This window comes from Bradyrhizobium prioriisuperbiae, assembly GCF_032397745.1.
Classification (GTDB): Bacteria; Pseudomonadota; Alphaproteobacteria; order Rhizobiales; family Xanthobacteraceae; genus Bradyrhizobium_A; species Bradyrhizobium_A prioriisuperbiae.
Genome location: NZ_CP135921.1, coordinates 6,838,630 through 6,864,093 on the forward strand (window position 1 = coordinate 6,838,630; position 25,464 = coordinate 6,864,093).

A 25,464-nucleotide genomic window follows, 5' to 3' on the forward strand; every position below is an offset into this window, starting at 1 on the left:
GCGTTCACGGGTAAGGCGGCAGCAATCCGCCGGCGGTGAAACCGCCGTCGACCGCCAGGATCTGTCCGGTGACGAAACTCGACTTGCTGCTATCCAGCAGGAAGGATGCTGCACCCGCGATCTCTTCCGGCGCCGCGTAACGCCGCTGCGGCACCTGCTGCAGCCAGCCGGCACGCACGGCGTCATTGTGCATTTCCTTGACCATCGGCGTCTCGATTGGTCCCGGCGCGATCGCGTTGACGCGGATGTTGTCGGGCGCAAGCTCGCAGGCCATCACCTGGGTCAGCGTCACCACGCCGCCCTTGGAGGCGCCGTACGCCGAGCGGCCGATATTGCCGCGCAGGCCCGAGACCGAGGCGATGTTGACAATCGCGCCGCCACCATGGGCTTTCATCAGGCGCCCCACCTCGCGCGACACCGCAAAGGTTCCGACCAGGTTGATATCCAGGATCTTGCGGAACAGTTGCACGCTGGTGTCGAAAAACGGCACGTCGCGGCCGATGCCGGCGGAATTGACCAGCCCCCGCACCTCGCCGAATTTGTCCTCGCACCCCTTCAGTCCGGCGATCACGCTGGCTTCGTCCGCTACGTCCATCTGGACGAATTTCACAGCATCGCCGCCGCGCGGCTCCAGCCGGGTGCGTGCCGCCTGCAGGGCGTCGGCCGACAGATCCGCAACCAGCAGTTTCCAGCCTTCGCCGATTAGCGCCTCCGCGATTGCGAGCCCGATGCCGGATCCGCCGCCTGTGACAACTGCAACACCTCGATCTGCCATTTTGGTCCTCATTTGTTTTTGCTTGTGGCGCACCATTTTGAACTGGCCGGACGCTGGCACGGTTCGGCTGGTGACAAAAGCCGCTGACTCGGTCGCCGTCTTGGGTTATAGGCCTCGTACTTTAGTCGGCAGTGCTTCGGCCTGCAAAATGCATCAAGAAAAGCCTGATGACCTGCCCAAACCGGGTCATTATGATAGTGGACGTGATTGTCCAACAAGAAACGTCTGGTCCAAGGGAGAACGTCCAATGAACTTTTCGCGTCGCGCCTTGCTGAAGGCATCCGCAGCCGTGACCGTCGCGGGGGGTGTCGGAGCGCCGTTCGTCGCGCGTGCGCAGCAGGCCGAGTTCACCTACAAGTTCGCCAACAACCTCCCCGATGTGCACCCCCTGAACGTCCGCGCCAAAGAAATGTCGGCGGCGATCAAGACCGAGACCAACGGCCGTTTCGACCTGCAGATTTTCCCGAACAACCAGCTCGGGTCCGACACCGACATGCTGAGCCAGATCCGCTCCGGCGGCGTCGAGTTCTTCACCCTGTCCGGCCTGATTCTCGCGACCCTGGTGCCGGCGGCTTCGATCAACGGCATCGGTTTCGCGTTCCCGAACTATGAATCGGTCTGGAAGGCTATGGACGGCGATCTCGGCGCCTATGTGCGCGGTGAAATCGCCAAGGCCAATCTCGTGGTGCTGGACAAGATCTGGGACAACGGCTTCCGCCAGACGACGTCGTCGACCAAGCCGATCACCGGCCCCGACGATTTCAAGGGCTTCAAGATCCGCGTGCCGGTGTCGCCGCTGTGGACCTCGATGTTCAAGGCGTTCGATGCGGCGCCGGCGTCCATCAATTTCAGCGAAGTCTATTCGGCGCTGCAGACCAAGGTGGTCGAGGGCCAGGAAAATCCGCTGGCGCTGATCGCCACCGCCAAACTCTACGAAGTGCAGAAATACTGCTCACTGACCAACCACATGTGGGACGGCTTCTGGTATCTCGCCAATCGCCGCGCCTGGGAGAAGCTGCCCGAGGATGTGCGCACCATCGTGGCAAAGAATATCAATGCCGCCGCCGTCAAGGAGCGTGGCGACACCGAGAAGCTCAACGTCACCACCCGCGACGAGCTCGCCGCCAAGGGCCTGATCATCAATCAGCCCGACGTGGCGCCGTTCCGCGACAAGTTGCGCAAGGCCGGCTTCTACGCCGAATGGAAGGGCAAGTACGGCGACCAGGCCTGGGATCTGCTCGAGAAGTCCGTCGGCAAGCTGGCGTAAGCCGTGCAGATCGCGGACGCCGGCCCCAAGGGGCACGGACTGGGCAGCGCAACGGATGGTGGAGAGGCCGCCGGCCTCTCCCGCCCGTGGCTGACGACAGTGGAGAAAATCTTCACCGCGCTGGTGGAGATTCCCGCGGCCCTGCTGGTGACCGCCGAGATCATCATCCTGTTCATGGGTGTGGTGGCGCGTTACGGCTTTCGCAGCCCGCTGATCTGGTCGGACGAACTCGCCTCGATCCTGTTCCTGTGGCTGGCGATGCTGGGCGCCGCCATCGCCTTTCGCCGCGCCGAACACATGCGGATGACGGCGCTGGTGTCCCAGGCCACCCCCGAGCGGCGTGCCTTTCTCGACATGGTCGGCACCTGCGCGGCGCTGGCCTTTCTGCTGCTGATCGCCTGGCCGTCGTTCGAATACGCCTACGAAGAAAGCTATATCACCACCCCGGCGCTGCAGATTGCCAACAGCTTTCGCGCCGCCGCCTTGCCGGTCGGAATCGTCTTGATGGCGATCTTCGCACTGCTGCGGCTCGCCCGGGTGGGGCAGCTGCGCACCCTGCTGCTCGCAGCATCGACAGTCGTCGCCATCATGGCGGTGTTCTGGCTGGCGCAGCCGTGGCTGCGACAACTCGGCAATCTCAACCTGATCATCTTCTTTGTCGGCGTGGTCGGGCTCTGCGTCTTCGCCGCCATTCCGATTGCGTTCGCGTTCGGCTTGTCGATCTTCGGTTATCTGGTGCTGACCACGAATACACCGCTGCTGGTACTGGTCGGGCGCATGGACGAGGGCATGAGCCATCTGATCCTGCTGTCGGTGCCGCTGTTTGTGTTCCTCGGCCTCCTGATCGAAATGACCGGCATGGCGCGCGCCATGGTGGCGTTCCTGGCCAGCCTGCTCGGTCATGTGCGCGGCGGGCTGCATTATGTGCTGCTGGGCGCGATGTATCTGGTCTCCGGCATCTCCGGCTCCAAGGCCGCCGACATGGCGGCCGTGGCGCCGGTGCTGTTTCCGGAAATGAAAGCCCGCGGCGCCAAGCCTGGCGATCTGGTGGCGCTCTTGGCCGCAACCGGCGCGCAGACCGAAACCATTCCGCCGAGCCTGGTGCTGATCACGATCGGATCCGTCACCGGCGTTTCGATCTCCGCATTGTTCACTGGCGGCCTGCTGCCGGGCGTCGTGCTCGCTTTGACGCTCTCGGCCCTGGTGTGGTGGCGTTACCGCAACGAGGACCTGCGCCACGTCAGGAGGGCGACGCCCGGCGAGGTCGGCCGCACCTTCATCATTGCCCTGCCCGCGATCGCGCTGCCGTTCGTGATCCGCGCCGCGGTGGTCGAGGGCATCGCGACCGCGACCGAGGTCTCCACCATCGGCATCGTCTACGCCATCCTTGCGGGCCTTCTGATCTATCGCCGGTTCGACTGGCAGCGGCTGAAGCCGATGCTGCTGGACACCGCGTGCCTGTCGGGCGCGATCCTGCTGATCATCGGCACCGCCACCGGAATGGCCTGGGGGCTCACCCAGTCCGGTTTCTCGCGCTCGCTGGCCGCCACCATGGCCGGCCTGCCCGGCGGCTCGCTGACCTTCATCGCCGTGTCGATCGTCGCCTTCATCATCCTGGGCAGCGTGCTGGAAGGCATCCCGGCCATCGTGCTGTTCGGCCCGCTGCTGTTCCCGATCGCCCGGACCGTCGGGGTGCATGAGGTGCACTATGCGATGATCGTGATCCTGGCGATGGGCATCGGGCTGTTCGCGCCGCCGTTCGGGGTCGGCTATTATGCCGCCTGCGCCATCGGGCGCGTCGACCCGGCGGAGGGCATCCGGCCAATCTGGGGCTACATGCTGGCGCTGTTCCTGGGCCTGATTATCGTGGCGGCGATCCCGTGGATCTCGATCGGATTCCTGTAAGAAATACCCAATTGGAAGCAGGATATTGGAGGATTTTTCCAAATGCCGGCTTGGAAAACCAGCACAAGCCTCTGAGCGTTGAATATTCAGTCGGAAGTTGCTGAAAAAGAAGCGATTCGTCGAACCAACCGGGTGATGTCATGAGCGATTCGCAGGATCAGTACAGCGTCGGCCTGGACAAGACGCCGGCCAATTATGTGCCGCTGTCCCCGATCAGTTTCCTGGCGCGGTCGGCTGCGGTCTACCCGAACCTGACCAGCGTGGTCTATGAGGGCCGCAGCTTTACCTGGGCGCAGACGCTCGAACGCTGTCGCCGGGTCGCTTCCTTCCTGACCCGCCGGGGCGTCACCCGCGGCGACACCGTTGCCGCCATGCTGCCGAACATCCCGGCGATGAACGAACTGCATTTCGCCGTGCCGATGGCGGACGGCGTGCTGAACACCCTCAACACCCGCCTGGACGCAACGGCCCTCGCCTTCATGCTGGAACATGGCGGCGCCAGGATCCTGTTCGTCGATCCGGAATTCGCCGACATCATCACCGAAGCTTTGACGCTGATGAGCGGGCCGAAGCCCCTCATTGTCGACGTGGCCGATGCCGTATTCACCGGCGGCCGTGCGGTCGGCGAGATCGAATACGAGGCCGCTGTCGCCTCGGGCGATCCCGATTTCGCCTGGGTGCATCCCGAGGACGAATGGGACGCCATTGCGCTGAGCTACACCTCCGGCACCACCGGCAACCCCAAGGGCGTCGTCACCCACCATCGCGGCGCCTACCTCAATGCGGTCAGCAACGTGATGGCGGGCGGCATCAGTCAGCATCCGGTCTATCTCTGGACCCTGCCGATGTTCCACTGCAACGGCTGGTGCTTTCCGTGGACCCTGGCCGCCACCGCCGGCATCAATGTCTGCCTGCGCAAGGTCGATCCCGCCAAGATCTTCGAGCTGATCCCCAAACACGGCGTCACCCACATGAGCGGTGCGCCGATCGTCTACAACACCCTGATCAATGCGCCGGGTGCGCCGACAGGCACGTCGGCCAAACCGGTCACCGGCCTGATCGCGGGCGCGGCGCCGCCGGTCGCGGTGCTGGCCGGTGCCGAGCGCATCGGCATCAAGCTCACCCACGTCTATGGCCTGACTGAAGTCTACGGCCCCGCCTCGGTCTGCGCCGAGCAGCCCGGATGGGACGATCTTCCGTCCGAGCAGCGCGCGCAATTGAAGCGCCGGCAGGGCGTGCCCTATCCGCTGCAGGAAGCGGTCACGGTGCTCGATCCGGAGACCATGCAGGAGGTACCACGCGACGGCGAGACCATCGGCGAGGTCATGTTCCGCGGCAACATCGTGATGAAAGGTTATCTCAAGAACGAGAAGGCCACCCAGGAAGCGTTCGCCGGCGGCTGGTTCCACACCGGTGATCTCGGCGTGCTCGATGAGCACGGCTATGTCATCATCAAGGACCGCTCCAAGGACATCATCATTTCCGGCGGCGAGAACATCTCCTCGGTCGAGGTCGAGGACATCCTCTACAAACACCCGGCCGTGCTGTTTGCCGCCGTGGTCGCCAAGCCGGATGCGAAGTGGGGCGAAGTGCCCTGCGCTTTCGTGGAATTAAAAGATAACGCCTCCGCGACCGAAGCCGAGATCATCGCCTATTGCAGGGAGCATCTGCCCGGCTTCAAGACGCCAAAGGCGATCGTGTTCGGCGAATTGCCGAAGACGTCCACCGGCAAGATCCAGAAGTTCGTGCTGCGCAACCAGGTGGGATCGGCGAAGGCGATTACAGCCTGAGAAATTAGCGCGGTCGAAACGCTCTCGCTTGAATGCCGCTCAGATAGACCTCGCCGAAGGAGACGATCCAGTCGCGTTGCTCCTCGGTATCCGGCACATCCACACCTCGTGCCGCTTTGACCAGGCCGAGCGCGTGATCGGCGGCAATACCTGCGCAAATGAGAGCGCATGACGCAATAAGCGACGAGCGCCCGATACCCGCTCGGCAATGGATCGCAACCGAGCGACCGCCAGTAATCGCAACCGCAATCGACTGACTGATAACTGAAGCATCAGCATGTGAATCGGGTATCCCACGATCCGGAATGGGGAAGCTGACGAATGCGAGATCGTTGGCTTTGCAAAGTTCGGCTTCGCGCCGTAATCCCAATTCAGCGACTTCGGCGGCCTCGAGAAGGCTTACGACTGTACTGAGACCGGACGCCTTCCAGCCGGCGATCTCGTCCTCCAGCCAGTCATCGGCCCGTGGTCGCGCCATGGTCGCCAGGCGACCGGTAATGGGCGCATCAATCCAGTGCAATCGTGACATTAAGGCTCTCAATTAAAAGAGGATCCAGCTGAATGGTCAGTGCGGCGCCCCCGGCCGAAATCATCCAACCGCAAGCACGCGTTCATGCAGATGTGAAAACCTGCACAAAGCGCCACAACGAGCATTTGTGATAGTGTTTTGGGTGGTCGCCACAGTGAGGCATCAAGCATGCGATTCTCGACATTCGCCCTCGCCGTCTGTTTCAGCTTCATGGCAACGCTGTCTCACGCCGCGGGCTTGAAACTCTTCGAAGTTCCGGCCGATGCCGAAGGAGCGGCGCTGCAAGCGGCCATGTGGTCGCCGTGTGCTGTCCCATCAGGTGAGGTGCAACTCGGACGTGCGACTCTCCCCGGCGTGCGCGATTGTCCGATCGAGGGCGACAAGCTGCCGCTCATTGTCGTGTCGCACGGATATGGCGGCAGTTATCTGGGGCATCACGACACGGCTGAAACCCTCGCCGACGCCGGCTTTGTGGTGGTCGCGCTGAATCATCCGGACGATACCTCCACCTCCAGCGAGGCGACCCATGGTCGGCCGGCGCTGACCAACCGTCCGACCGACATCAAGCGGCTGATCGATTTCATGCTCGGCGCATCGCCTGATGCGGCACGGATCGATCCGCAACGCATCGGCTTTTTCGGCTTTTCGCGCGGTGGGTACACCGGCCTTGTCGTTGGCGGAGCCAACCCGGATTTCCTGCAGTTGCGTCCGCGCTGCCAGGACCAGGCCGACACGGCCTGCAGATCTCTCGACCCGAGCAGCTTGCCGACGCAGCCGCTCACGCACGATCCGCGCATCAAGGTCCTTGTCATTGCCGACCCGCTGTCCGTCGTTTTTCCCACGGCCGACAGCCTGAAAGACATCAGGGTGCCACTGCAGCTCTGGAGTTCGGAACGCGGCGGCGATGGCGTGTTTCCGCAGGATGTTGCTGCGGTCGCCAGCCATTTACCGGTGAAGGCCGATTTTCATCTCGTCCCCAATTCCGGGCATTTTGCTTTCCTGGCGCCGTGTTCAGCCGGGCTCGCCAAAGCGCGGCCGGAGCTTTGCATCGACGCACCGGATTTCGATCGCGTTGCCTTTCACAGGGACCTCGATGCGCAGGCGCTCGCGTTCTTTCGCGAGCATCTGGCTGGAACCGTTCAGCATTAAGAGAGCGAACGGCAGCCGCACCACGACGTGACGGCTTGGCGCTCTACGCCCGCTCCAGCGTCAACCGCATGCCGTCATAGCCGGTGACGACATGCGCCGGCAGCTTGGCACTGACCTCGTCATAATCGAGGTCAGAATGCAGGTTGGTGATCACGGCCCGCTTCGGCTTGAAGCGATCGATCCAGCCCAGTGCGTCGGAGAGACTGAAGTGACTGGGGTGCGGCGCATAACGCAGCGCGTCGATGATCCAGAGTTCGAGCCCTTCCAGCGCGGCAAAGCTCGCGCTGGGAATATCGCTGACGTCGGGCGAATAGGCGGCGTCGCCGATGCGATAGCCCAGCGCCGGGATGTTGCCATGCTGCAGGTTGAATGCCGTAAGCGTGAGATCGCCGCCCTTCCCGCTGATCGTGCGGCTCTCGCCGGCCTCGATGGAATGATGGGTCAGGATCGGCGGATAGTCGCTGCCCGGCGGCGCCACGAAACAGTAGGAGAACCGCAGCAGGATATGATCCGCGGTCGACTTGTTGAGGTAGACCGGTATCCGCGCGCGCTGGTGCAGCACCACCGAGCGCAGGTCGTCGATGCCATGAGTCTGGTCGGCATGCTCATGGGTCAGAAACACCGCGTCCATGTGCTCGACATTGGCGCTGATCAATTGCTCGCGCAGGTCGGGCGAGGTGTCGATCAGCACCCGCGTGATGCCGCGCTCGGATTGTCTTTCGGCCAGCAGCGAGCAGCGCAGCCGGCGGTTTTTCGGGTTGTTCGGGTTGCACGCGCCCCAACCCAGCGCCGGACGTGGCACGCCGGCGGACGATCCGCATCCCAGGATGGTAAGCGTGGTGGTCATGCAGTGGCGTCCGGCTTGGGAACCTTGCTGAACAGGCGGAAGAAATTCTCGGTGGTCTGTCGCGAGATCTCTTCAAGAGAAACCCCGCGCGTCTCCGCCAGCACCTTCGCGGTTTCCACCACAAAGGCCGGCTCGTTGCGTTTGCCGCGGAGTTTGCCGGGCGCGAGATATGGCGCGTCGGTCTCGACCATGATGCGGTCCGCCGGCAGTTCGGCGGCGAGATCGCGCAGCACCTGCGAGGCCTTGAAAGTGAGAATGCCGGTGAATGAAATCGACAGGCCGTGCGCGATCGCCTTCATCGCCAGGTCCCGGCCGCCGGTGTAGCAATGCAGCACCGCACGAAACGGCCCCTTCGCCATCTCCTCGTCGAGAATGTGGCCGCAGTCCACGTCCGCCTCGCGGGTATGGATCACCAGCGGCAGCCCAGTCGCGCGCGCGGCCGCAATGTGGGCGCGAAAGCCGCGCTCTTGCGCCGCCGGCGAGCCATTGTCGTAAAAATAATCCAGCCCCGCCTCGCCCAGCGCCACCACCTTCGGATGCCGCGTCAGCGCGATCAATTCCTCGGCCAGAATGCCGTCCTCCTCATCCGCATGATGCGGATGGGTGCCGACCGAACAATAGACATTCGGAAAGCGCGCCGTGATGTCGAGCAATCCCTGGATACGACGAACGCGCGTCGAGATGGTCACGATGTGTCCAACACCCGCGGCCTCGGCGCGGGCAACGATCCCGTCCAGGTCCTCGGCGAAATCCGGAAAATCCAGATGGCAATGACTGTCGACCAGCATCACGCCTTGCCCGGTCCCTTGCCGGCATCATCGATTGGCTCGACATAACGCGGAAACACTGGCGCAGGCGGCGGCAGCTGGCTGCCGGGCGCAATGCGCGCGGTGTCGCCCAGCGTCGCGAACGTGCGGGCATCGGCCGCGACGCCCAGGATGTCCAGCAGCTTGGCGGCGGAGTCCGGCATGAACGGCTGCGCGAGGATCGCGACCTGCCGGATCACTTCGGCCGTCACATACAGCACCGTGCCCTGCCTTGGAGGATCGGTCTTGGCCAGCGCCCACGGCGCCTCGCCGGCGAAATAGCGGTTGGCTTCGGCGACAACGACCCAGATCGCGCCGAGCGCCTGGTGGATCTGCTGGGTGTCCATCGCGGTGCGCGCAAGCGCCAGCATGCCGTCGGCCTGCGCCAGGATCGCCTTGTCGTTGTCGCTCAACGCGCCGGGCGTCGGCAGCACGCCGCCAAATTGCTTGGCGATCATCGAGAGCGAGCGCTGCGCCAGGTTGCCGAGATCGTTGGCGAGATCGGCATTGGTGCGGGCGACGATCGCTTCGTGATTGTAGCTGCCGTCCTGCCCGAACGAAACTTCACGCAGCAGAAAGTAACGCAGTTGGTCGACGCCATACTGGTCCGCCAGGTTGAACGGATCGACCACGTTGCCGACCGACTTCGACATCTTCTCGCCGCGGTTGAACAGAAAGCCGTGGGCAAAAACCCGCTTCTGCACCGGGACACCCGCCGACATCAGGAACGCCGGCCAGTACACCGCATGGAAACGGATGATGTCCTTGCCGATGATGTGCAGGTCCGCCGGCCAGTAGTGCCAGTTCGAGTCGCTCTCGTCGGGAAAGCCGACGCCGGTGATGTAGTTGGTCAGCGCATCGACCCACACATACATCACGTGCTCGGGATCGCCCGGCACCTTGACGCCCCAGTCGAAGGTGGTGCGCGAGACCGAGAGGTCCTTGAGCCCGCTTTTGACGAACGAGACCACTTCATTCTTGCGCGACTCCGGGCCGATGAAATCCGGCTGGTTTTCGTACAGCGCCAGCAGTTTGTCCTGGTAGGCCGACAGCCGGAAGAAATAACTCTTCTCCTCCACCCACTCGACCGGCGTGCCCTGCGGACCGCGGCGCACCTTGTCCTCGCCGACGACGGTCTCGTCCTCGGCGTAATAGGCTTCGTCGCGCACCGAATACCAGCCGGCATAGCTGTCGAGGTAGATATCGCCGGCCGCGGCCATCCGCTTCCAGATTTCCTGCACCGATGCATGGTGCGCGGGTTCGGACGTCCGGATGAAACGATCGAACGAGATGTTCAGCCGCTGGTCCATCTCCTTGAAGCGCGCCGCGTTGCGCGTCGCGAGCTCCATCGGGGTGAGTTTTTCGTTCTGCGCGGTCTGAATCATCTTCAGGCCGTGCTCGTCGGTCCCGGTCAGGAAGAACACGTCCTTGCCGTTCAGCCGCTGAAAACGCGCCAGCGCATCGGTCGCGATCGCCTCGTAGGCATGGCCGATATGCGGCACGCCGTTCGGGTAAGCGATCGCGGTCGTGATGTAGAACGAGGAACCGGAATTAGTCGCATTCGCCATCGTTGCGAAAGCCTTTCATGGCAGCTCAAAATCGTATGGATATACGGACCGCAGGACCCATTCGGAAGGTTTTGGGGCCGTCAGCGCGTCACGTCTGCGAGAAGCCCAAATACCGAGAAAACCAGGGGTTTTCGCTCCAGATTGTAGGATTCGGTGTCACGCGCAGCGCGATTGATCTTTTCCCATACCTCCGCCAGCCGTGCAAGCCGCGGCAGGTTGGCATTGGCGTCGGGCGCCCTCAGCCGTTCGCTCATCCAGCGGTCGATGGTATCGACGAACGCCGCGATCGCGGTCCGATCGTTGTTGCCAAGCGCATCGCCCAGCGCATGCAGGGCCTTGGGATCGACATGTGGCAGGGTGGCGAGCAGTGCCGCTGTGCGATGGTGCAATCCCAGGGCATCACCGGCGATCAGCATCAAAGCGCGCGCCACGCTGCCCTCGGAGGCCTCCGCCGCCTCGCGCAGCGATCCATCGCCGGCGTCCAGACCGGCACTCTCGGCAGCGGCGCGGCTCACATTGTCCACACTCAGCGGCCGCAGCAAAAGTTTCCGGCAGCGCGACTGGATGGTCGGCAGGATACGGGCCGGCGCGTGGCTGATCAGCAGGAAAAGCGAACGTTCCGGCGGCTCCTCCAGCACCTTGAGCAGCGCATTCGACGCATTGGCGTTGAGTTCGTCGACGGTGTCGACGATGCAGATCCGCCAACCTTCGGCGGCCGCGGTCGAGCCGAAAAAGCCGATGGTCTCACGTGTCTCATCCACCGTGATGACGGTGCGCAGCACGCCCTTGTCGTTCGCGGTGCGTTCGAGTGTCAGCAGTCCGCCGTGACTGCCGCCGGCGATCTGACGCACCGCCGGATGCGCCGCGTCGATCTGCAGGCTGCCGGCGGTTTGCACGCTTGCCGCTGAGGGATCCGGATTGGCGAGCACGAAGCGCGCCATCCGGTAGGCCAGCGTGGCCTTGCCGATACCGTTGGCGCCGCCGATCAGCCAGGCATGCGGAATCCGGCCGCTGCGATAGGCGGCGAGCAGTGTCGCTTCGGCGTCCTCGTGACCGAACAGCGCAACGGTCTCGCGCGGCGCGCGAACCTCGAGTTTCGGATCGGATGATTTGCTGCTCACGGATGCACGGCTTTCTTGGACTGTCGCGGCAGCTCGTTAAACCGCTCCTTGACCACTCGCCAGATCCGGGTCGCAACCGTCGGCGCCGACGCATTCGCATCGATGATCACACAGCGCTCAGGGTGCTCCCCGGCGATGCGATGATAGGCCTCGCGCAGCTTCTGGTGGAAATCGACATTCTCCGCCTCAAACCGGTCGGGCGCCGCACTGCCGCGCCGCTTGGCGGCACGCTTCAATCCCACCTCGACGGGAAGATCCAGCACCAGCGTCAGGTCCGGGCGCAGGCTGCCGATGGTCACCCGCTCCAGCGCTTCGATCAGCGCCGGATCGACTTTGCCGAGGCTTCCCTGATACGCCCGCGTCGAATCCGAAAAGCGGTCGCACAGCACCCACACGCCGCGCGCCAGCGACGGCTCGATCACCAGATGGACATGATCGTCGCGGGCGGCCGCGAACAGCAGGGTTTCCGCCTCGGGTCCCAGCACCTTGCCGATTCCCGACAGCACCAGATGCCGCATGATCTCGGCGCCGGGCGATCCGCCGGGCTCGCGTGTCACCACCGCACGCACATTGCCCGCCGTCAGCCGGTCGGCCAGCAGCTTGATCTGGGTCGACTTGCCGGCGCCCTCGCCGCCTTCAAAGGTTATGAAGCGCCCGCGCTTCATAACCGATCCACCATCCGCCACCATCGCCAAAAAATCCTGATCACAGTTTGCGGGTGCCGGAGCGGAACAGCCCGATGACAAGTTCGCTGACGCCGTCGAACGCACGCCGTATGGTCGATCCGACGCCGACGGTTTCAGCGGTATAGAGCGGCGTCTCCACGGCGACATTGGGGCCGCGCCAAACCCTGACCACACCCACCTGCCGGCCCGGCTCGACCGGCGCCCGCACGGGTCCTTGATAGACGATGCGTGCAATCAGCTTATCGCCGCCGCCTCGTTGGACCATGACACTGACCGGCTCGCGGCTGGCAAGGCCAACCGAACCACTGCTGCCGCCGAACACCTTGGCATAACCAACCACCCGATCCGGTTCGAACAGCGTCCGCACCTCGAAGTTGCGGAAACCCCAATCCAGCAGCTTCTTCGCCTCGGTGACGCGATCGTCCGGATCGTCGAGGCCGTTGACCACCACGATCAGCCGGGTCGTCTCCTGCACCGCCGAGGTGACCGCACCATAACCGCCGTCCTTGGTCGATCCCGCGATCAGGCCATCGGAGCCCGACATGGCATTGAGCAGCGGATTGCGATTTTGCTGGCGGATCTTGTTCCAGGTGAATTCGCGTTCGTTGTAGAGCTTGTAGTAGTCGGGGTAGGTCTGAATGACATGCCGCGCGAGTTTTGCGACATCGCGCACCGTCATCTTGTTGTTGGGATCGGACATCCCGGTGGCGTTGGCGAAGGTCGATTGCGTCAGCCCGATCTCTTGCGCGCGCTTGGTCAGCATCGTTGCGAACTCGCGTTCGCTGCCGGCAATCCCTTCCGCCAGCACCATCGCGGAATCGTTGCCATTGTCGATGATCATGCCACGCAGCAGGTCCTCGATGCCGACCCGGCTGTGGATCGCGGCGAACATGGTCGGGCCACCCGCCGGCGCGCCGCCCCGGCGCCAGGCGTTCTCGCTCACCACATACTGGTCGGTGGCCTTGATGTCGCCCTTGCGCAACGCGTTGAAGACGAACTCCGCCGTCATCAGCTTCAGCATGCTGGAGGGCGGCACCGGCTGATCGGCGTTCTTCTCGAACAACACGGCGCCGCTTTTCGCTTCAACCAGAATCGCGGTCGGCGCATCGATGTCGAGGCCGCCCTCTTCTTTCTTGGCCCCCTGGACGCTGTTGTTGGCGGCATGGGCGATGCCCGCAACGAGGCCGAGCAGCACCAAAGCCGCGATCAGGCCGCGGCGCCAGGCCGCCGGATGTCCAATGGAAAAATTGTGTCGCAAACCCGATACCGCGTTCAATTCGCTGCTCGTTCGCCTTCTATCAGGTGCGCCACCCCCGAACAACGCCGTCCGCCAGGGTTCGCACAACCGAGCCATGCCGGCACCATCGGGGGCCCGTCCGGGCTTGCCTCGTGATCCGCCTGATTGAACAATGCCAAGCAACAGAACACGGTCAAAGGGACGAAACGGCGATGTCATCCTCTCGCATGCTCTCGGTCAACGGAATCGACATGTTCATCCGCGAAAGCGGCAGCGGACCGCTGGTGCTGCTCTGTCATGGATGGCCGGAACTGTCCTATTCATGGCGGCATCAGCTGAGCGCGCTGGCCGATGCCGGCTTTCACGTGGTCGCCCCGGACATGCGCGGCTTTGGACGCACCGGCGCGCCTGTGGAGATCGACGCCTACACGATTTTCCACACCACCGGCGACATCGTCGCCCTGGTCGCCGCCCTCGGTGAAAAGCAGGCCATCATTATCGGCCACGACTGGGGCGCCCCGGTCGCCTGGCACGCTGCGCTATTCAGGCCGGATATTTTCACCGCCGTCGGGGGGTTGAGCGTGCCGCCGCCGTCGCGCGGCCGCGGCCGGCCGCTGCAGTCCCTGCATGACCAGGGCATCACCAACTTCTACTGGCAGTATTTCCAGGAGCTTGGCGCCGCCGAGCGCGAGTTCGAGCAGGACGTCGACTTCACCATGCATGCGGTGTTCTCGAAAGGTTTCTCCTCCGACAGCGCCATGTCGCAGTTCCTGCAGGACGGCTTCGGGTTTCTCGGCGATCGCGCGATCCCGCGTCCACTGCCGCCGTGGATCACCCAGGACGACATCGCCCATTTTATTGCGTCCTATCGCGCCTCGGGCTTCCGCGGCGGCCTGAACTGGTATCGCAATATCGACCGTAATTGGGACCTGACGGCGCCCTGGCAAGGCGCCAAGATCCATCAGCCGTCGATCTTCATTGCCGGATCGAACGACGAGGTCGTGACTGGGTTGATCGGGGCCAAGCGCATCAAGGACATGGAGACCGTGCTGCCCGGCCTGCGGCGCAAGCTCATCATCGACGGCGCCGGCCACTGGATCCAGCAGGAATGCGCGGACGAGGTGAACGCGGCCCTGATCGGCTTCCTGAAAGAGGCCAGCTAACGGCCCCCGGAACGGCCGGTCTCAGTACAGTCCCCGGCCGGACAACAGCGTGGTGATGCCGTCCTGGCTGCCGTTCGCGGGGGCATAGGCCGAGACCGGACGGGTCATGACCGGAGCCGGAGCCGCGGACGGATTCTCATCCTGGGCCTGATAGGTCGCATTGGCCTCATAAGACACGGCGTGCGGGTTCTCGATGGCACGTCCGCCCGATCGCCGGCTGCGCGAGGCCGACATTTCCGAGGTGGCGCTGACCGAGGCTATGTCCTGGGTCGTATGTCCCAGCGTATAGGGGCGCCCCTCGGGCATCGGCACGTCGCCACGAATGGCCCGGCCCGCCGGAACGACCTCGGGGACGAACGGTTTGGCGGAGGCAATCCGCACTGCGGACGGCGCCGGAGCCGGCGCGCCGGTTCGCAGCGTGGCTTCCAGCATCCGGTCGTCGGAGCCTTCCAAAGGCGCCCGGCCGACATATTCAACGCGCACCCGCGCGATGCCATTTCCCTTGAAATCCAACAACCTGGCGGCATTGTTTGAGACGTCGATCAAACGATTGCCGTGATAGGGACCGCGATCATTGACACGCACGACCAGGGATTTGCCATTGCCGAGATTGGTGACCCGGACGTAGCACGGCATCGGCAAGGTGGGATGCGCGGCGGTCAGCGAGGTCATGTCGAAGACTTCGCCATTGGCTGTCAGGCGGCCGTGGAAGGCGTCGCCGTACCAGGAGGCCAGGCCCTCGGCTCGATAGTTGGTGTTTTCTTCGGGCACGTATTGCCGCCCGCCGACCATATAGGGCTTGCCGACCCGGTAGCCGCCGCCACCCTTGGGAACGGGCTCGCCGAACTCGACCACCCGGGGGCTGGACGACACGCCATACTTGGGATCGACTCGGCTCGAGAGTTTGCTGTTGGAGCCTGCACAGTTGGCGAGAACAACACAGGCGCCAGCCACAGCCGCAACCCGCGCAGCCTGACCGACCCGCTTTGCTCTCAGAATCCCCATGTCACCCCGACTTACCACATTCTCGAACGGCGATCAGCCATCAGGCGGTCCGCCAAGCTCGAGCACTAAAACCCCGAATCCAAACCCAAATCTAAACCCGGGCACCCCGTCCCAGCCCGGCACGCCCACATCCGCACCCGGCTGTGATCATAACGCAGCCAGAACAAGGCAAAAATGGGGATAGCAGCCGAGTGGTAAACCGGAGGTTGCTTTTCCCCGCTTCCGTCCGCGATGGAGCGGTCGGCAATACGGATCACTCAACTGGCCTTGCTCGATGATGAGGGAGCCGCGAACGGCACGCCACGGACTTCGATCAAGTCCACCGGACCCCCGGGACGATCGTTTTCGAACACGCCGATCACCAGCCGGCCGGTCGCCCAGGCCATGGTGTCCAGATTGGTCCGCCCCCGCAGCAGTTTCGGCCCGTCCGGAAACCGATCGAGCCCGTGCACGACATGGCGCTCGCCATATCCATCGGCGTCATCGTCGGGGTAGCGTTTCCACAGCAGCGTCCGCTCGCTCTGCTGATCCAGTGGCTGTCCGCTGTCGACCCCGGCATGGACGAATACGCGGTGGCGGTCGACGTGCATCGGGGCCAGAGCTTCGAGCCAGCGCACATGAGCCTCGGGAATGCCGCCGTCCGGCATGTCCGCATAAGACGCCAGCGCGATGTCCCCGCCCCGCGCCATCCAGAACTCCTGCGTCTCCGGCTTGCGCACGGCCTCGCGCATCATCCAGTCATGATTGCCCATCAGGCAGATCATACGCCATCCAGTCGGCGGATCGCTCTGCAGAGCGCTTATCGTCGCGATCACCTGGCGGCTGTGGGGTCCTTTGTCGACGTAGTCGCCGAGCGTGATCAGGGTCAGTGGATCACCATGGGCGCGGGTCGCGATCACGTCGAGCGCTGCGACCAGGAGATCGTGCCGTCCATGCAGATCGGGGATGACGTAACTGCGGGTCATGCAGCAACCTAACACGCGAGACGTGCTCCAGGGCACCAGCTGATCACTTGCGCTTGCCCCCTTCGGCGACGCGCAACGCCGGCATCCGGGGTGCGCGCTGGTTCCAGAGCTCTAGCGTTGCCATTTTCAGGATCAGTTGGAGATCGCGAAGCCCCAGATTTCGCGCCGATTGCATGGCGCCCTCCAGATTCGTAAGCAGCTTGGATTCCTCATCGTTGTTCATCCCGGTTATCATCGGCATCTGTCACTATCCGGCGGATTCAAATCGAAACCGGCCGCCCCCCTTGAACCGTTGAAAATCTAGAAAACCTGCAATGTTGGCCTGCAGCTCAAGCTGATATCGACGCGCGGCACCGAACTGAGATTGAGCCAGTGCAGCATCGGCCCGGCGATGCCCTTGCGCTGGACCATGTCGTCCCAGGTCTCCTCGTCGCATGAGACGTACACTGCAACGGTCGACATGCCGTCGATGTCCATAGGCAAGCCCAGCGGCTTCGCCCGCCATCCCTGCTCCTCGAACCGCGGCAGCCACCAAGTCTCCAGCACGATGGTGAACCCAGTGAGGCCGACGCTGAGACCGTATTCGATGATCGCCGCTTGCAGCATCGTCGCCAGCCCCGGCCCGGCCTGCTCGCCGCGACGTTCAGGGACGACCAATATCCGGGACAATTCGTAGACGTCGGGGCGATGAATCGGAGACCGCAGGTTGAGCTGCGGAAAGATTTCGCTCAGCAATGTCGGGCATGTCGTCGGAATGGCCCGCATGCCGCCGACAATGCGCGTTCCTTCTAGCGCCAGAAGATACACCGCGTCGTCGGTGTCGAACTGATCGATCTCGCGGCCGTCGGGCCGGTCCAGCGCCATCCAGCGTCGCTGCCTGACATAGATGTCGTAGCGCAATCGGTGATATAGATCGAACAAGTGCTCATAAAGATGCCGGTTCTCCTTCCGGATAACGTGAATCTCCGTCATTCCTGTCCCCGCCAAAGCATAGTCGCTTCGACTGGGACAGTAATTTCGAAATGGCATTCTTCCAGTGTAAGGACGTACAGCTCAGAGCTTGATTTCGCCCTTGACAAGGGCCTGCACCACTGCGGCAGTCCGATTTGCTGCATTCAGCTTGCGCTGCGCTTCGGTCAGCAGAAACCGCACCTTGCGTTCCCCGATGTTCATGATCACGCTGGTTTCCCACGCGGTCTTGCCGACGGCGGCCCAGCGCAGCACTTCGGCCTCATTGTTCGACAGCGATCGCGCAGGTTTATGCCCCAGCGAACGGATGCGGCTATGCGAATAAAGACCAATGATGTGCAGTGCGCGCTTGGTCTCATCGGTGATGTAGGGACGATCACCGGCCATGCTCACGGCCGCCGTTGACGCGTCATAGTGGATCGGAATGCAGAAACCGCTATTGAAACGAAAATCAAGCGCCCGCTCCATCACGCCACGCGCGCCCGAGTCTGTGTCGCGATCGTAGCGCGCTTCACTCCAGAGAAACGGTTGGACGGTTGTTAAGGCGTGTCGCGGAATCGGATCGACCGCACAAAGATTATCCCTGACATAGACATCGAACCATTCGGCAGGCCAGCCATTGGCGAGTGTCACGCGATCGAGTGAAACATCCGAGGTCGGTATTCCGGCCATGATGTAGGCGTGGAAGCCGAATTCGCCGACTGCGGCCTCGAACAGCGTCATCACCTGCTGCGGAAGTGTGGCGACTTCCGCAGCATCGATGAACTCAAGGACGCGACGTCCAAGGTGTGGGTCCGCCAGATTCGCCATGGTCGAGTCTCAGTCCTCTGTGAACGAGCGCGGGATATCCATGATCCCAGTTCTTCAATAGGTGAAAAAAGTACAGCTCTAGTATACGCCATGCAAACAAGGCTGGCGATGGCACCCAGACTGTCCCTTGGACTTCTCTTGCGCATCCGCAACGACAACGGCCGCAGTGCAATTGCTTTCGTCACCGGCAAGCGTATTCGTCAAAGACGAGCGTGCGTTGTCGACGGAAAATCAAATGCAATCGTTTGCTATTGCATCTCCTCTCGATCGTTGCGTCATGCCCGCGCGCACTATGCGCGCATCATCACGATCATAGCGCGCGACATCTCGCCGCTCGCAGCGAAACTTAACGTGTTACGTAGTGAGCGCGTCCACACGCGATGTTTGCAGATCGCAACTCATCGTAGAGTTTTATGTCGAATCGTGTCAGCATCATTTGATCGTTCGCTTGCATAAGTATTTTTCAAGGGGAGTACTGTGCAAAACAGAAAAAACATCGCAGCGGCTCGGATCGCCGACAAGTGCAACGAGTTGTCGAACCTTGCAACGCTGCATGGCCTTGACACACTCGCACTGGTGCTGAGCATGGGCGTGCTCGAGGCAAAAGCGCACGCCGTCCATGCGAGCGAAGCACACGCTGGCGAAGACCGTCAGCGTGCTGATGCCGATGCGGCGTCCGTGAATGCACCGCGCATCGTCGGCTGCTGGAATTGGGACATCGCGTCGAACAAGATTTACGGCACCCGGCAATTCGCCGCGTTCTACAACATCGATCCGCGGCTTGCGGCTGCCGGCGCGCCGATCGAATTGATGATCGAAGCAATTCATCCCCTCGACCAGAACCGCGTCGCCGATGCGATCGAGACTGCGGTGAGAACCGGCGACGACTACGAAATCGAGTACCGCGTGATCGGCAAGGACCAGGCCATTCGCTGGGTTCGCGCGCGCGGTCGCTGCTGGCGCGACGAAGAAGACCGGCCGCTGCATTTCCCCGGCAGCCTGATCGACATCACCCACGAAAAACGAATTCGCGCGGCGTAATCGGCATCTCGCTGCGCTCCCCGCACGCTCACGACACGAAACCGCGGTTTTGATTGCGGTCTCGCGTCGTCGTTAGAGCGTTTTCCAGCGAAGTGGCTATCGGTTCGCGTCGAGAAACCGCATCAAAACAAAATGCTAGAACTCCGTTCCGATTCTATCGGAACGGAAATGGCTCTGGAACGGATCTAGATCACTTCCTTCGTGGTCAGGCGCTGTGCGCCCGCATCGGTCTCCGCAATCACCCGCCCGGAATGTTTTGCCCACAACGCCGTCAGGATCGGCACCAGGATCGCCGTGATCAGGCAGGCGGTGGCGACCAGCGCCGTCGCCGCCGGCACGATGGGTTTGAGCTTCGGGATCATCTCGCCGATGATGGTGGGATTGGCAACCGCGGCGCCGGCGGTGCTCGATGCCGCAATGCCGGCGGTGCCGTTGCCGCCACCGATGAACTTGTCGGCAAGGATCAGCGGAATACCGGTCACCACGATAACACCGAGCCCGAGCAGGACGCCCGCCGGACCGCTGGTGGTGATGACATTGAGGTCGATGCCGCATCCGAGCGCGAAGCCGAAGAACGGGATCAGCGGATGGACGCAGCGGCCGAAAAACTCCCGCAGATCGGAATCGAGATTGCCCAATGCAAATCCGATCAGGAACGGCAGCACCGCGCCGACGAACAGGCGCGGCTCGAACACGGCGACACCGGTCGCGCCCAGGATCAGCATGCTGAACAGCGGTCCGGATTCCACCGACATCAAAACGAACGCGCTGGCCTCCTCGTTGGTGCCGTATTGCTGCATCACCGCCGCATAGAGGCCGCCATTGGTCATGTCCATCGATGCGGTGATGGCGAGCACTGAAAGTCCGGCCAGTACGCCTGTGGTGATGCCGCCGTCGGGAATGAATTTCGATGCGATCAGAGTGGCGAGCCACGCCACCAGCATCTTCGTCACCAGCAGCGTGCCGGATTTCCTCAGCACCACGCCGGTCGCGCGCAGATCGATTGTCGCACCCATGCAAAAGAACCACACCGCGAGGATAGGCACGGTTCCACTGATCAGACCGTTGGTGAACGAACCGAAGTACTTGCCGGCGTCGGGGGCGAAAGTCTTGCAGAGCGCGCCCAGAATCAGCGGGACCAGCATCAGGCCACCAGGTACTTTTTCCACGTAAGTCTTGATCCGCACCGTATTTCCTCTCTGTTCGTTATTGTTGCGGCAGCCCGCGCAAACGCCCGGCCGGGATCGCCGGTCGGACGTGTTGCCCGATGCGATATCAAATCGGATTAGATAACAAAATCAGATTATTTCAGGAGGTTTTCGGCTGATGGCAGCCATGCCGACCCACTTTGTGGGATTGGCCCCGGCTCATACGGCACGCAAAAGCGGACCGCGACGCCGTGAGACGCCGGTCGCGGCGCCTGCAACGGACAGCAACGTGTGCTCAGTCGGCGAGCTTGGTCAGAAGCGCCTTGAAGGCAAGGCCTGGCGCTTCCGCGGCAGTGCCTTCGCACATCGCGAGGTCGCCGTTGACGACACCGGAAAACGAGATCCGCACCTCGTCGAACGGATAGACCGACGGATGATTGGCATCGACGGTATGCCGGCGGCTGGAGACATCCCCAATCACCGTGCTGCCCTGCTGCGAATATGACCCGATATAGGCAAACGCCGAACTGCCGCCGCGCAACCGGCCATCCAGCGCATGCACCACGCCGGACGCCTTGCCCCGCGGGGTTTCGAATTCGATCTTGTACAAGCCTTGAAACACGATGGCACTCGTCAGGAAGTTCTTCTTGCTGTCAGATGTAGGCGAGAGAGCATTTATTTGTCGTTACTACTTTGGATGGCATGCTCGAGTTGGCTAAATAACGTTTGCGTCATTCGTTACAATTGGACATGACGGCGCACGGCAAGAGGCGACCTCACCCAACCGGCATCCGCAAATGGAGCAGCATCGGATTCCTAGTACCCGGAATCATAGCCAAGTGACACGAGCAAACACTGTACGTGCCCACCGATTCTGAATCACGTTTGATCAAAAGTGGGTACTAGGCGCGAGCGCTCGACCGGGATAAAGCGCGTCGCGCTGGACGCCGTGACGGCAAGGCGGCCGGCATGACGCTCCGGCCCGCCTCGCCGCTTTTCTAGACATCCCTCAAGCCGTTCGGTGTCAGCAACTATCGGACACGTTCAAGCGTGATGAAATTCCGATTGGCCCTCTCATACTGGAAGGCATAGAGGCTGGCTTCCTGACACGTCTCGCCAACGGCGGCCCGCCGCGAGAGTTCCTTGTTCTGCGTGAACTTCCGGCCCGTGGCGTCGGCGTCATAATTGACAAGGACTTTCGGCGACTCGTTTTCGTTCGCGCTGTCATAGCGGTGAGAGATTCTCCAGGAATCACCTGGCGCCAGGAAGCGGGTCTGCCAGCCACCGTTACCGACTCTGCGCTGGTAGGTGATGTTGGCCTTGGTATCATTCCGCAGGCAAACCACCCCAAAGTGCTTGTTGTTGGCAGCTTGAGCCGCCGAAAACCACAGCACTGCGGCCGTGAAGCCGAGTGCAACAGGAAATGCATATTTTGTCATGAGAGGATCTCCTTGCTATCGCCCTCGCGGTGGAGGTCTCGTGCAAGGAAAGAATACGGAGGGACAAGACAGAAGACGTGTGATCCGGCTCACAGTCCCCGCAACAATTGACTGGCCAATATGCCGCAGGTGAGTACCTGCAGAACTCGCCGACATGCTTCTTCACAGCATCCACGGCGGCCAATTCGCTGCCGTTCGTCGTGCCGAAGGATCATCATGCAAGTCACGAAGCGACCTCTTGTTTCACCTCACCTTTTGCGCGCCACGATGTAAGGACGCTTGTCATCGCCTTTCGTGGCGTGATTTTCAGTGGCAACGATGTCGAAGCCGGCGGCACGTATAAGCTCGCTCAAATCTGACACCCGAAAGACCCCAGCATGGGGTGCTTTGCCGATCGCACGCATCGCGGGTAACACAAGCCGGACGAGTGGGTTCATCTCCCCGACGCAGGGTGTCTTGGAGATGAACATGCCCTCGTCAGCAAGCAGAGCGTGGATCCGGCGCAGCGTGCCAGGCAGATCGCGGACCAGATGCAAATAGTTGAATCCCAGAACCGCATTGAACGTTACAGCCTCAGGTGTCAGCGCGTCCGCGGTCGCGGTGCGGAAGACAAGATTCGGAATGGAATCGGTGGCGCGTTTCTCATTGGCAATCACGATCATTGCAGTGGAAATATCCGTTGCCAGATACTCCTGAACATGACCCGCAAGCCGCAGCGCCGTCGTTCCGGTGCCGCAGCCTAGCTCCAGCACCCTGTCGCCTGCCCCCAACAGCGCGCGGGTCCGCTCCAGCGTGCGTTCATATCCAGCCTGGTCCGCAATCGCACCCTTCGCATATTTTTGTGACGCGCGGTCCCAGAAACGGGCGTCGCTCTCTATTCCCACGATAAGTTACTCCTCGATCTGTGACCGTGCGCGGTTTCGGCATTGAGCCGAACAGAGCGAAGGCGTGAGCGCTCAAGTCAAGATCCGCAGCAGCTTGTGCGTCAATAGGCAGCGGTGATGGCTGGTTATCTGACAGAAGATCACGTGATCGGCGGCGAATGGCGGATCGAGAGCCTGAAAATTCGTTTGCAGGGAACGCAGAAGTGGGAGCGTGACATCCTGTAGACGAGAATCGTGTGGCCCGAAAAGCACGCATGTCCGCTCCCGGTTTTTGGGGCGGCAGAATAGCGCAAGGGGTATCCTTTCACCCTCCATTGATCCAACACGCATTCTTGAATGACTGCTGTTGAAGGCCACGGTTGCGCAGCGCAACTTTCGAGCCACCTCCGCGTTGAGGGGCGTTGATACTCATGGTGCTTGCCCAAGGAGCGATTGATGAAAAAAGCAATTCTGGTTCTCGCGTCGGTGGCCGCCCTCGCGACGATGGCGACGGCGCCAGCCGAGGCGCGCGGATGGCGCCACGGCGGCGGTTGGGGTGGTCCGGCCATCGGACTTGGTCTCGCGGCCGGGGCGCTGGCGGCGGGCGCTTATGCAGCCTCCGGTGGCCCTTATGCCTATTACGATGGCCCGGCCTATTCATACGGTCCAGCCTATGACGACGGCCCGACCTACTACAGCGCACCGCCCCGCAGCTATCCGGGTTATGGCTATTACGGCGGCCATGGCTACGACAATTCCCGGAATCAGACCTGGTAGCCGGGAACACGACGCGGCCGGTCAGTCCGGCGTCCGGCGCGGCCGGTCGTCGTCACGTCGATCCAGCTTGCTCGCTTTGATGACCCTTGGCGGAAGGGGTGGGATTCGAACCCACGGTACCCTTGCAGGCACGCCGGTTTTCAAGACCGGTGCCTTAAACCACTCGGCCACCCTTCCAGCGCGTTCCTCATGAGGGAATGAGGCTGGAATTGCAAGCCATTTGCGGGGCTGGGCAATGCTGCGCGGCATCCCTGCCCGATCCGCGATCGGGCCTCAAGCTCTCAGCGGTCGACCGGCCCGCCGTACTCGTCGTCGGTGACATGCTCCATCCACACTACGTGGCTGCCGTCGAGCGACTCCTGCGTCGCGATATGCACCATGCCGTTTTTGGCGCTCGCCCCATGCCAATGTTTCTCGCCGGGCGGAATCCACACGGTGTCGCCGGCGCGGATCTCGCGGATCGGTCCGCCCTTGGCCTGCACCAGGCCAACACCCTGCAGCACATGCAGCGTCTGCCCCAGCGGATGGGTGTGCCAGGCGGTGCGTGCGCCGGGCTCGAATGCCACGCGCGCCGAGACCACCCGCGCCGGCGCAGCCGTCGCGATGATCGGGTCCTGCCAGACGGTGCCGGTGAAATACTCCTTCGGGGGACGGATCGAAGGCCGTGAGCCGGCGACGTGAATATCCATGGGCATCCTCATTGAGTTGTTTGTTGATGTTGTTGCGGCATCGGGACAGCCCTGCCCCGATGCCGGTCGATCGTCGCCGGACTTACGGCATCAGAATTTGGGTGTTCAGGATTTCGCTTTGCTGGCGGCGTAACGCGCCTTGGTCTCGGCATTCATCGGATAGAGCCCCGGCAGCACCGCGCCGTCGTTCACCTCGTTGACGATCCAGGCTTCCATGCGCTCCTGCTCGGGGCCCTCGGCCAGGATATGATCGAGCTGCGCCTGCGGGATCAGCACCGCGCCGTCCTGGTCGGCAACGATGATGTCATTGGGAAACACCGCCACGCCGCCGCAGGCGATCGGCTCGCCCCAATTGACGAACGTCAGCCCGCCCACCGACGGCGGCGCCGCCGCGCCGTTGCACCACACCGGCAGGCCGGTGCCGAGCACGCCTTCCAGGTCGCGGACAACACCGTCGGTCACCAGCGCCGTCACCTTGCGCTTCGCCATGCGAGCGCAAAGGATGTCGCCGAAAATGCCGGCATCAGTCACGCCCATCGCGTCCACCACGGCAATGCAGCCCTCCGGCATCGCCTCTATGGCGGTTCGCGTCGAGATCGGCGCCGACCATGACTCCGGCGTCGCCAGATCCTCACGTGCCGGCACGAAGCGCAGCGTGAAGGCCGGCCCCACCAGCCTCGGCAGCCCCGGCCGCAGCGGCCGGGTGCCGCGCAGCCAGACGTTGCGCAGCCCCTTCTTGAGCAGCACGGTCGTGATGGTGGCGGTGGAAACGGTCTTCAAGACCTCGATGGATTTCGGATCGAGCGGCATAAAACGATGAACTCCTTGAATAATCCTGGCGCCGGGACGGCCGCGCGGGAACCTCGGCATGGGTCGCAAACCGGACGCCGATTGTGCGACCAAACCACGCGAAAC

General features: G+C 62.6%; 26 protein-coding genes and 1 tRNA gene. 7 read left to right on the forward strand and 20 right to left on the reverse strand.

The features are described 5' to 3' along the window. Nucleotides 1–4: 4 nt before the first annotated feature. Nucleotides 5–775 carry an SDR family NAD(P)-dependent oxidoreductase gene (locus RS897_RS32270; RefSeq protein WP_315832730.1) on the reverse strand — a complete coding sequence of 257 codons (771 nt, stop codon included), beginning with the start codon at nucleotides 773–775 and terminating at the stop codon, nucleotides 5–7. Between the two features lie 247 nt (nucleotides 776–1,022). Between RS897_RS32270 and RS897_RS32275 the strand changes: the two genes are divergently transcribed. The 3 genes from RS897_RS32275 (at nucleotide 1,023) to RS897_RS32285 (ending at nucleotide 5,737) form a co-directional block, all read left to right on the forward strand. Continuing rightward, a complete protein-coding gene (locus RS897_RS32275) occupies nucleotides 1,023–2,042 on the forward strand; it encodes a TRAP transporter substrate-binding protein (RefSeq protein WP_315832731.1) in 1,020 nt (339 codons plus the stop codon). Between the two features lie 90 nt (nucleotides 2,043–2,132). Beyond that, nucleotides 2,133–3,947: a TRAP transporter large permease gene (locus tag RS897_RS32280; RefSeq protein ID WP_315838813.1), complete on the forward strand. Its 1,815-nt coding sequence runs from the start codon at nucleotides 2,133–2,135 to the stop codon at nucleotides 3,945–3,947. Between the two features lie 140 nt (nucleotides 3,948–4,087). Then, entirely contained in the window at nucleotides 4,088–5,737 is a 1,650-nt protein-coding gene (locus tag RS897_RS32285; protein WP_315832732.1) for an acyl-CoA synthetase, read from the forward strand. Nucleotides 5,738–5,741: 4 nt separating this feature from the next. Here RS897_RS32285 and RS897_RS32290 read toward each other — a convergent pair whose 3' ends face one another. Continuing rightward, the gene (locus tag RS897_RS32290) at nucleotides 5,742–6,266 is read right to left on the reverse strand and encodes a phosphatase domain-containing putative toxin (RefSeq protein ID WP_315832733.1); all 525 of its coding nucleotides are present in this window, start codon (nucleotides 6,264–6,266) and stop codon (nucleotides 5,742–5,744) included. 168 nt (nucleotides 6,267–6,434) lie between these two features. Between RS897_RS32290 and RS897_RS32295 the strand changes: the two genes are divergently transcribed. After that, the gene (locus RS897_RS32295; protein ID WP_315832734.1) at nucleotides 6,435–7,415 is read left to right on the forward strand and encodes an alpha/beta hydrolase family protein; all 981 of its coding nucleotides are present in this window, start codon (nucleotides 6,435–6,437) and stop codon (nucleotides 7,413–7,415) included. 43 nt (nucleotides 7,416–7,458) lie between these two features. Here the strand turns inward: RS897_RS32295 and RS897_RS32300 are convergent, their stop codons facing one another. The 6 genes from RS897_RS32300 to RS897_RS32325 form a co-directional block, all read right to left on the reverse strand. Continuing rightward, nucleotides 7,459–8,262: an MBL fold metallo-hydrolase gene (locus tag RS897_RS32300; protein WP_315832735.1), complete on the reverse strand. Its 804-nt coding sequence runs from the start codon at nucleotides 8,260–8,262 to the stop codon at nucleotides 7,459–7,461. Continuing rightward, on the reverse strand, nucleotides 8,259–9,050 hold the full coding sequence (locus RS897_RS32305) for a TatD family hydrolase (protein WP_315832736.1): 792 nt from the start codon (nucleotides 9,048–9,050) through the stop codon (nucleotides 8,259–8,261). The genes RS897_RS32300 and RS897_RS32305 overlap by 4 nt, the downstream gene beginning before the upstream one ends. Further along, a complete protein-coding gene (metG, locus tag RS897_RS32310) occupies nucleotides 9,050–10,636 on the reverse strand; it encodes a methionine--tRNA ligase (RefSeq protein WP_315832737.1) in 1,587 nt (528 codons plus the stop codon). The genes RS897_RS32305 and metG overlap by 1 nt, the downstream gene beginning before the upstream one ends. An 80-nt stretch (nucleotides 10,637–10,716) precedes the next feature. Next, nucleotides 10,717–11,757: a DNA polymerase III subunit delta' gene (locus RS897_RS32315; protein WP_315832738.1), complete on the reverse strand. Its 1,041-nt coding sequence runs from the start codon at nucleotides 11,755–11,757 to the stop codon at nucleotides 10,717–10,719. Continuing rightward, nucleotides 11,754–12,422, reverse strand: coding sequence for a dTMP kinase (gene tmk, locus RS897_RS32320; RefSeq protein WP_315832739.1), 669 nt, complete (start codon nucleotides 12,420–12,422; stop codon nucleotides 11,754–11,756). The genes RS897_RS32315 and tmk overlap by 4 nt, the downstream gene beginning before the upstream one ends. 40 nt (nucleotides 12,423–12,462) lie before the next feature. Continuing rightward, nucleotides 12,463–13,701, reverse strand: a complete 1,239-nt coding sequence (locus tag RS897_RS32325) for a D-alanyl-D-alanine carboxypeptidase family protein (RefSeq protein WP_484481522.1) — start codon at nucleotides 13,699–13,701, stop codon at nucleotides 12,463–12,465. 191 nt (nucleotides 13,702–13,892) lie between these two features. On the opposite strand from RS897_RS32325, the gene RS897_RS32330 reads away from it, so the two are divergent. Next, entirely contained in the window at nucleotides 13,893–14,843 is a 951-nt protein-coding gene (locus tag RS897_RS32330; protein ID WP_315832740.1) for an alpha/beta fold hydrolase, read from the forward strand. Nucleotides 14,844–14,864: 21 nt separating this feature from the next. Here RS897_RS32330 and RS897_RS32335 read toward each other — a convergent pair whose 3' ends face one another. From RS897_RS32335 to RS897_RS32355, 5 genes are all read right to left on the reverse strand, one after another. Further along, entirely contained in the window at nucleotides 14,865–15,848 is a 984-nt protein-coding gene (locus RS897_RS32335; RefSeq protein WP_315832741.1) for a septal ring lytic transglycosylase RlpA family protein, read from the reverse strand. Between the two features lie 257 nt (nucleotides 15,849–16,105). Continuing rightward, on the reverse strand, nucleotides 16,106–16,813 hold the full coding sequence (locus RS897_RS32340) for a metallophosphoesterase (protein WP_315832742.1): 708 nt from the start codon (nucleotides 16,811–16,813) through the stop codon (nucleotides 16,106–16,108). Between the two features lie 43 nt (nucleotides 16,814–16,856). Continuing rightward, a complete protein-coding gene (locus RS897_RS32345; RefSeq protein WP_315832743.1) occupies nucleotides 16,857–17,054 on the reverse strand; it encodes a hypothetical protein in 198 nt (65 codons plus the stop codon). A 59-nt stretch (nucleotides 17,055–17,113) separates the two neighbouring features. Further along, nucleotides 17,114–17,785 (reverse strand): acyl-homoserine-lactone synthase, encoded by a 672-nt coding sequence (locus RS897_RS32350; RefSeq protein WP_315832744.1) that lies wholly within the window; start codon nucleotides 17,783–17,785, stop codon nucleotides 17,114–17,116. An 81-nt stretch (nucleotides 17,786–17,866) separates the two neighbouring features. Further along, complete coding sequence (locus RS897_RS32355; protein ID WP_315832745.1) at nucleotides 17,867–18,592, reverse strand: helix-turn-helix transcriptional regulator; 726 nt, start codon at nucleotides 18,590–18,592, stop codon at nucleotides 17,867–17,869. A 477-nt stretch (nucleotides 18,593–19,069) separates the two neighbouring features. On the opposite strand from RS897_RS32355, the gene RS897_RS32360 reads away from it, so the two are divergent. Beyond that, complete coding sequence (locus RS897_RS32360) at nucleotides 19,070–19,633, forward strand: PAS domain-containing protein (RefSeq protein WP_315832746.1); 564 nt, start codon at nucleotides 19,070–19,072, stop codon at nucleotides 19,631–19,633. Between the two features lie 185 nt (nucleotides 19,634–19,818). Here the strand turns inward: RS897_RS32360 and kdgT are convergent, their stop codons facing one another. From kdgT to RS897_RS32380, 4 genes are all read right to left on the reverse strand, one after another. After that, on the reverse strand, nucleotides 19,819–20,820 hold the full coding sequence (gene kdgT, locus RS897_RS32365) for a 2-keto-3-deoxygluconate transporter (RefSeq protein ID WP_315832747.1): 1,002 nt from the start codon (nucleotides 20,818–20,820) through the stop codon (nucleotides 19,819–19,821). 256 nt (nucleotides 20,821–21,076) lie between these two features. Continuing rightward, complete coding sequence (locus tag RS897_RS32370) at nucleotides 21,077–21,403, reverse strand: GrlR family regulatory protein (protein ID WP_407654357.1); 327 nt, start codon at nucleotides 21,401–21,403, stop codon at nucleotides 21,077–21,079. 409 nt (nucleotides 21,404–21,812) lie between these two features. Next, a complete protein-coding gene (locus tag RS897_RS32375; protein WP_315832748.1) occupies nucleotides 21,813–22,220 on the reverse strand; it encodes a hypothetical protein in 408 nt (135 codons plus the stop codon). A gap of 248 nt (nucleotides 22,221–22,468) precedes the next feature. Next, a complete protein-coding gene (locus RS897_RS32380) occupies nucleotides 22,469–23,104 on the reverse strand; it encodes a class I SAM-dependent methyltransferase (protein ID WP_315832749.1) in 636 nt (211 codons plus the stop codon). Between the two features lie 435 nt (nucleotides 23,105–23,539). Here RS897_RS32380 and RS897_RS32385 point away from each other — a divergent pair, with 435 nt between their 5' ends. After that, entirely contained in the window at nucleotides 23,540–23,860 is a 321-nt protein-coding gene (locus RS897_RS32385; RefSeq protein WP_315832750.1) for a hypothetical protein, read from the forward strand. 87 nt (nucleotides 23,861–23,947) lie between these two features. On the opposite strand, the gene RS897_RS32390 is transcribed toward RS897_RS32385, so the two are convergent. From RS897_RS32390 to RS897_RS32400, 3 genes are all read right to left on the reverse strand, one after another. Then, a tRNA-Ser gene (locus RS897_RS32390) sits at nucleotides 23,948–24,037 on the reverse strand. 104 nt (nucleotides 24,038–24,141) lie between these two features. Next, nucleotides 24,142–24,549: a (R)-mandelonitrile lyase gene (locus RS897_RS32395; protein WP_315832751.1), complete on the reverse strand. Its 408-nt coding sequence runs from the start codon at nucleotides 24,547–24,549 to the stop codon at nucleotides 24,142–24,144. A 105-nt stretch (nucleotides 24,550–24,654) separates the two neighbouring features. Next, complete coding sequence (locus RS897_RS32400; protein WP_315832752.1) at nucleotides 24,655–25,359, reverse strand: ribonuclease activity regulator RraA; 705 nt, start codon at nucleotides 25,357–25,359, stop codon at nucleotides 24,655–24,657. Nucleotides 25,360–25,464: the final 105 nt, after the last annotated feature.

Excerpts from the sequence above, each read along its gene's own strand:
- RS897_RS32385 (WP_315832750.1), top strand. The coding sequence starts at position 23,540 with ATGAAAAAAGCAATTCTGGTTCTCGCGTCGGTGGCCGCCCTCGCGACG.
- RS897_RS32300 (WP_315832735.1), bottom strand. The coding sequence starts at position 8,262 with ATGACCACCACGCTTACCATCCTGGGATGCGGATCGTCCGCCGGCGTG.
- RS897_RS32330 (WP_315832740.1), top strand. The coding sequence starts at position 13,893 with ATGTCATCCTCTCGCATGCTCTCGGTCAACGGAATCGACATGTTCATC.
- RS897_RS32355 (WP_315832745.1), bottom strand. The coding sequence starts at position 18,592 with ATGGCGAATCTGGCGGACCCACACCTTGGACGTCGCGTCCTTGAGTTC.
- RS897_RS32350 (WP_315832744.1), bottom strand. The coding sequence starts at position 17,785 with ATGACGGAGATTCACGTTATCCGGAAGGAGAACCGGCATCTTTATGAG.
- tmk (WP_315832739.1), bottom strand. The coding sequence starts at position 12,422 with ATGAAGCGCGGGCGCTTCATAACCTTTGAAGGCGGCGAGGGCGCCGGC.
- RS897_RS32345 (WP_315832743.1), bottom strand. The coding sequence starts at position 17,054 with ATGCCGATGATAACCGGGATGAACAACGATGAGGAATCCAAGCTGCTT.
- RS897_RS32275 (WP_315832731.1), top strand. The coding sequence starts at position 1,023 with ATGAACTTTTCGCGTCGCGCCTTGCTGAAGGCATCCGCAGCCGTGACC.
- RS897_RS32305 (WP_315832736.1), bottom strand. The coding sequence starts at position 9,050 with ATGCTGGTCGACAGTCATTGCCATCTGGATTTTCCGGATTTCGCCGAG.
- RS897_RS32400 (WP_315832752.1), bottom strand. The coding sequence starts at position 25,359 with ATGCCGCTCGATCCGAAATCCATCGAGGTCTTGAAGACCGTTTCCACC.
- RS897_RS32290 (WP_315832733.1), bottom strand. The coding sequence starts at position 6,266 with ATGTCACGATTGCACTGGATTGATGCGCCCATTACCGGTCGCCTGGCG.
- RS897_RS32285 (WP_315832732.1), top strand. The coding sequence starts at position 4,088 with ATGAGCGATTCGCAGGATCAGTACAGCGTCGGCCTGGACAAGACGCCG.
- metG (WP_315832737.1), bottom strand. The coding sequence starts at position 10,636 with ATGGCGAATGCGACTAATTCCGGTTCCTCGTTCTACATCACGACCGCG.
- RS897_RS32340 (WP_315832742.1), bottom strand. The coding sequence starts at position 16,813 with ATGACCCGCAGTTACGTCATCCCCGATCTGCATGGACGGCACGATCTC.
- RS897_RS32395 (WP_315832751.1), bottom strand. The coding sequence starts at position 24,549 with ATGGATATTCACGTCGCCGGCTCACGGCCTTCGATCCGTCCCCCGAAG.
- RS897_RS32335 (WP_315832741.1), bottom strand. The coding sequence starts at position 15,848 with ATGGGGATTCTGAGAGCAAAGCGGGTCGGTCAGGCTGCGCGGGTTGCG.
- RS897_RS32295 (WP_315832734.1), top strand. The coding sequence starts at position 6,435 with ATGCGATTCTCGACATTCGCCCTCGCCGTCTGTTTCAGCTTCATGGCA.
- RS897_RS32375 (WP_315832748.1), bottom strand. The coding sequence starts at position 22,220 with ATGACAAAATATGCATTTCCTGTTGCACTCGGCTTCACGGCCGCAGTG.
- RS897_RS32270 (WP_315832730.1), bottom strand. The coding sequence starts at position 775 with ATGGCAGATCGAGGTGTTGCAGTTGTCACAGGCGGCGGATCCGGCATC.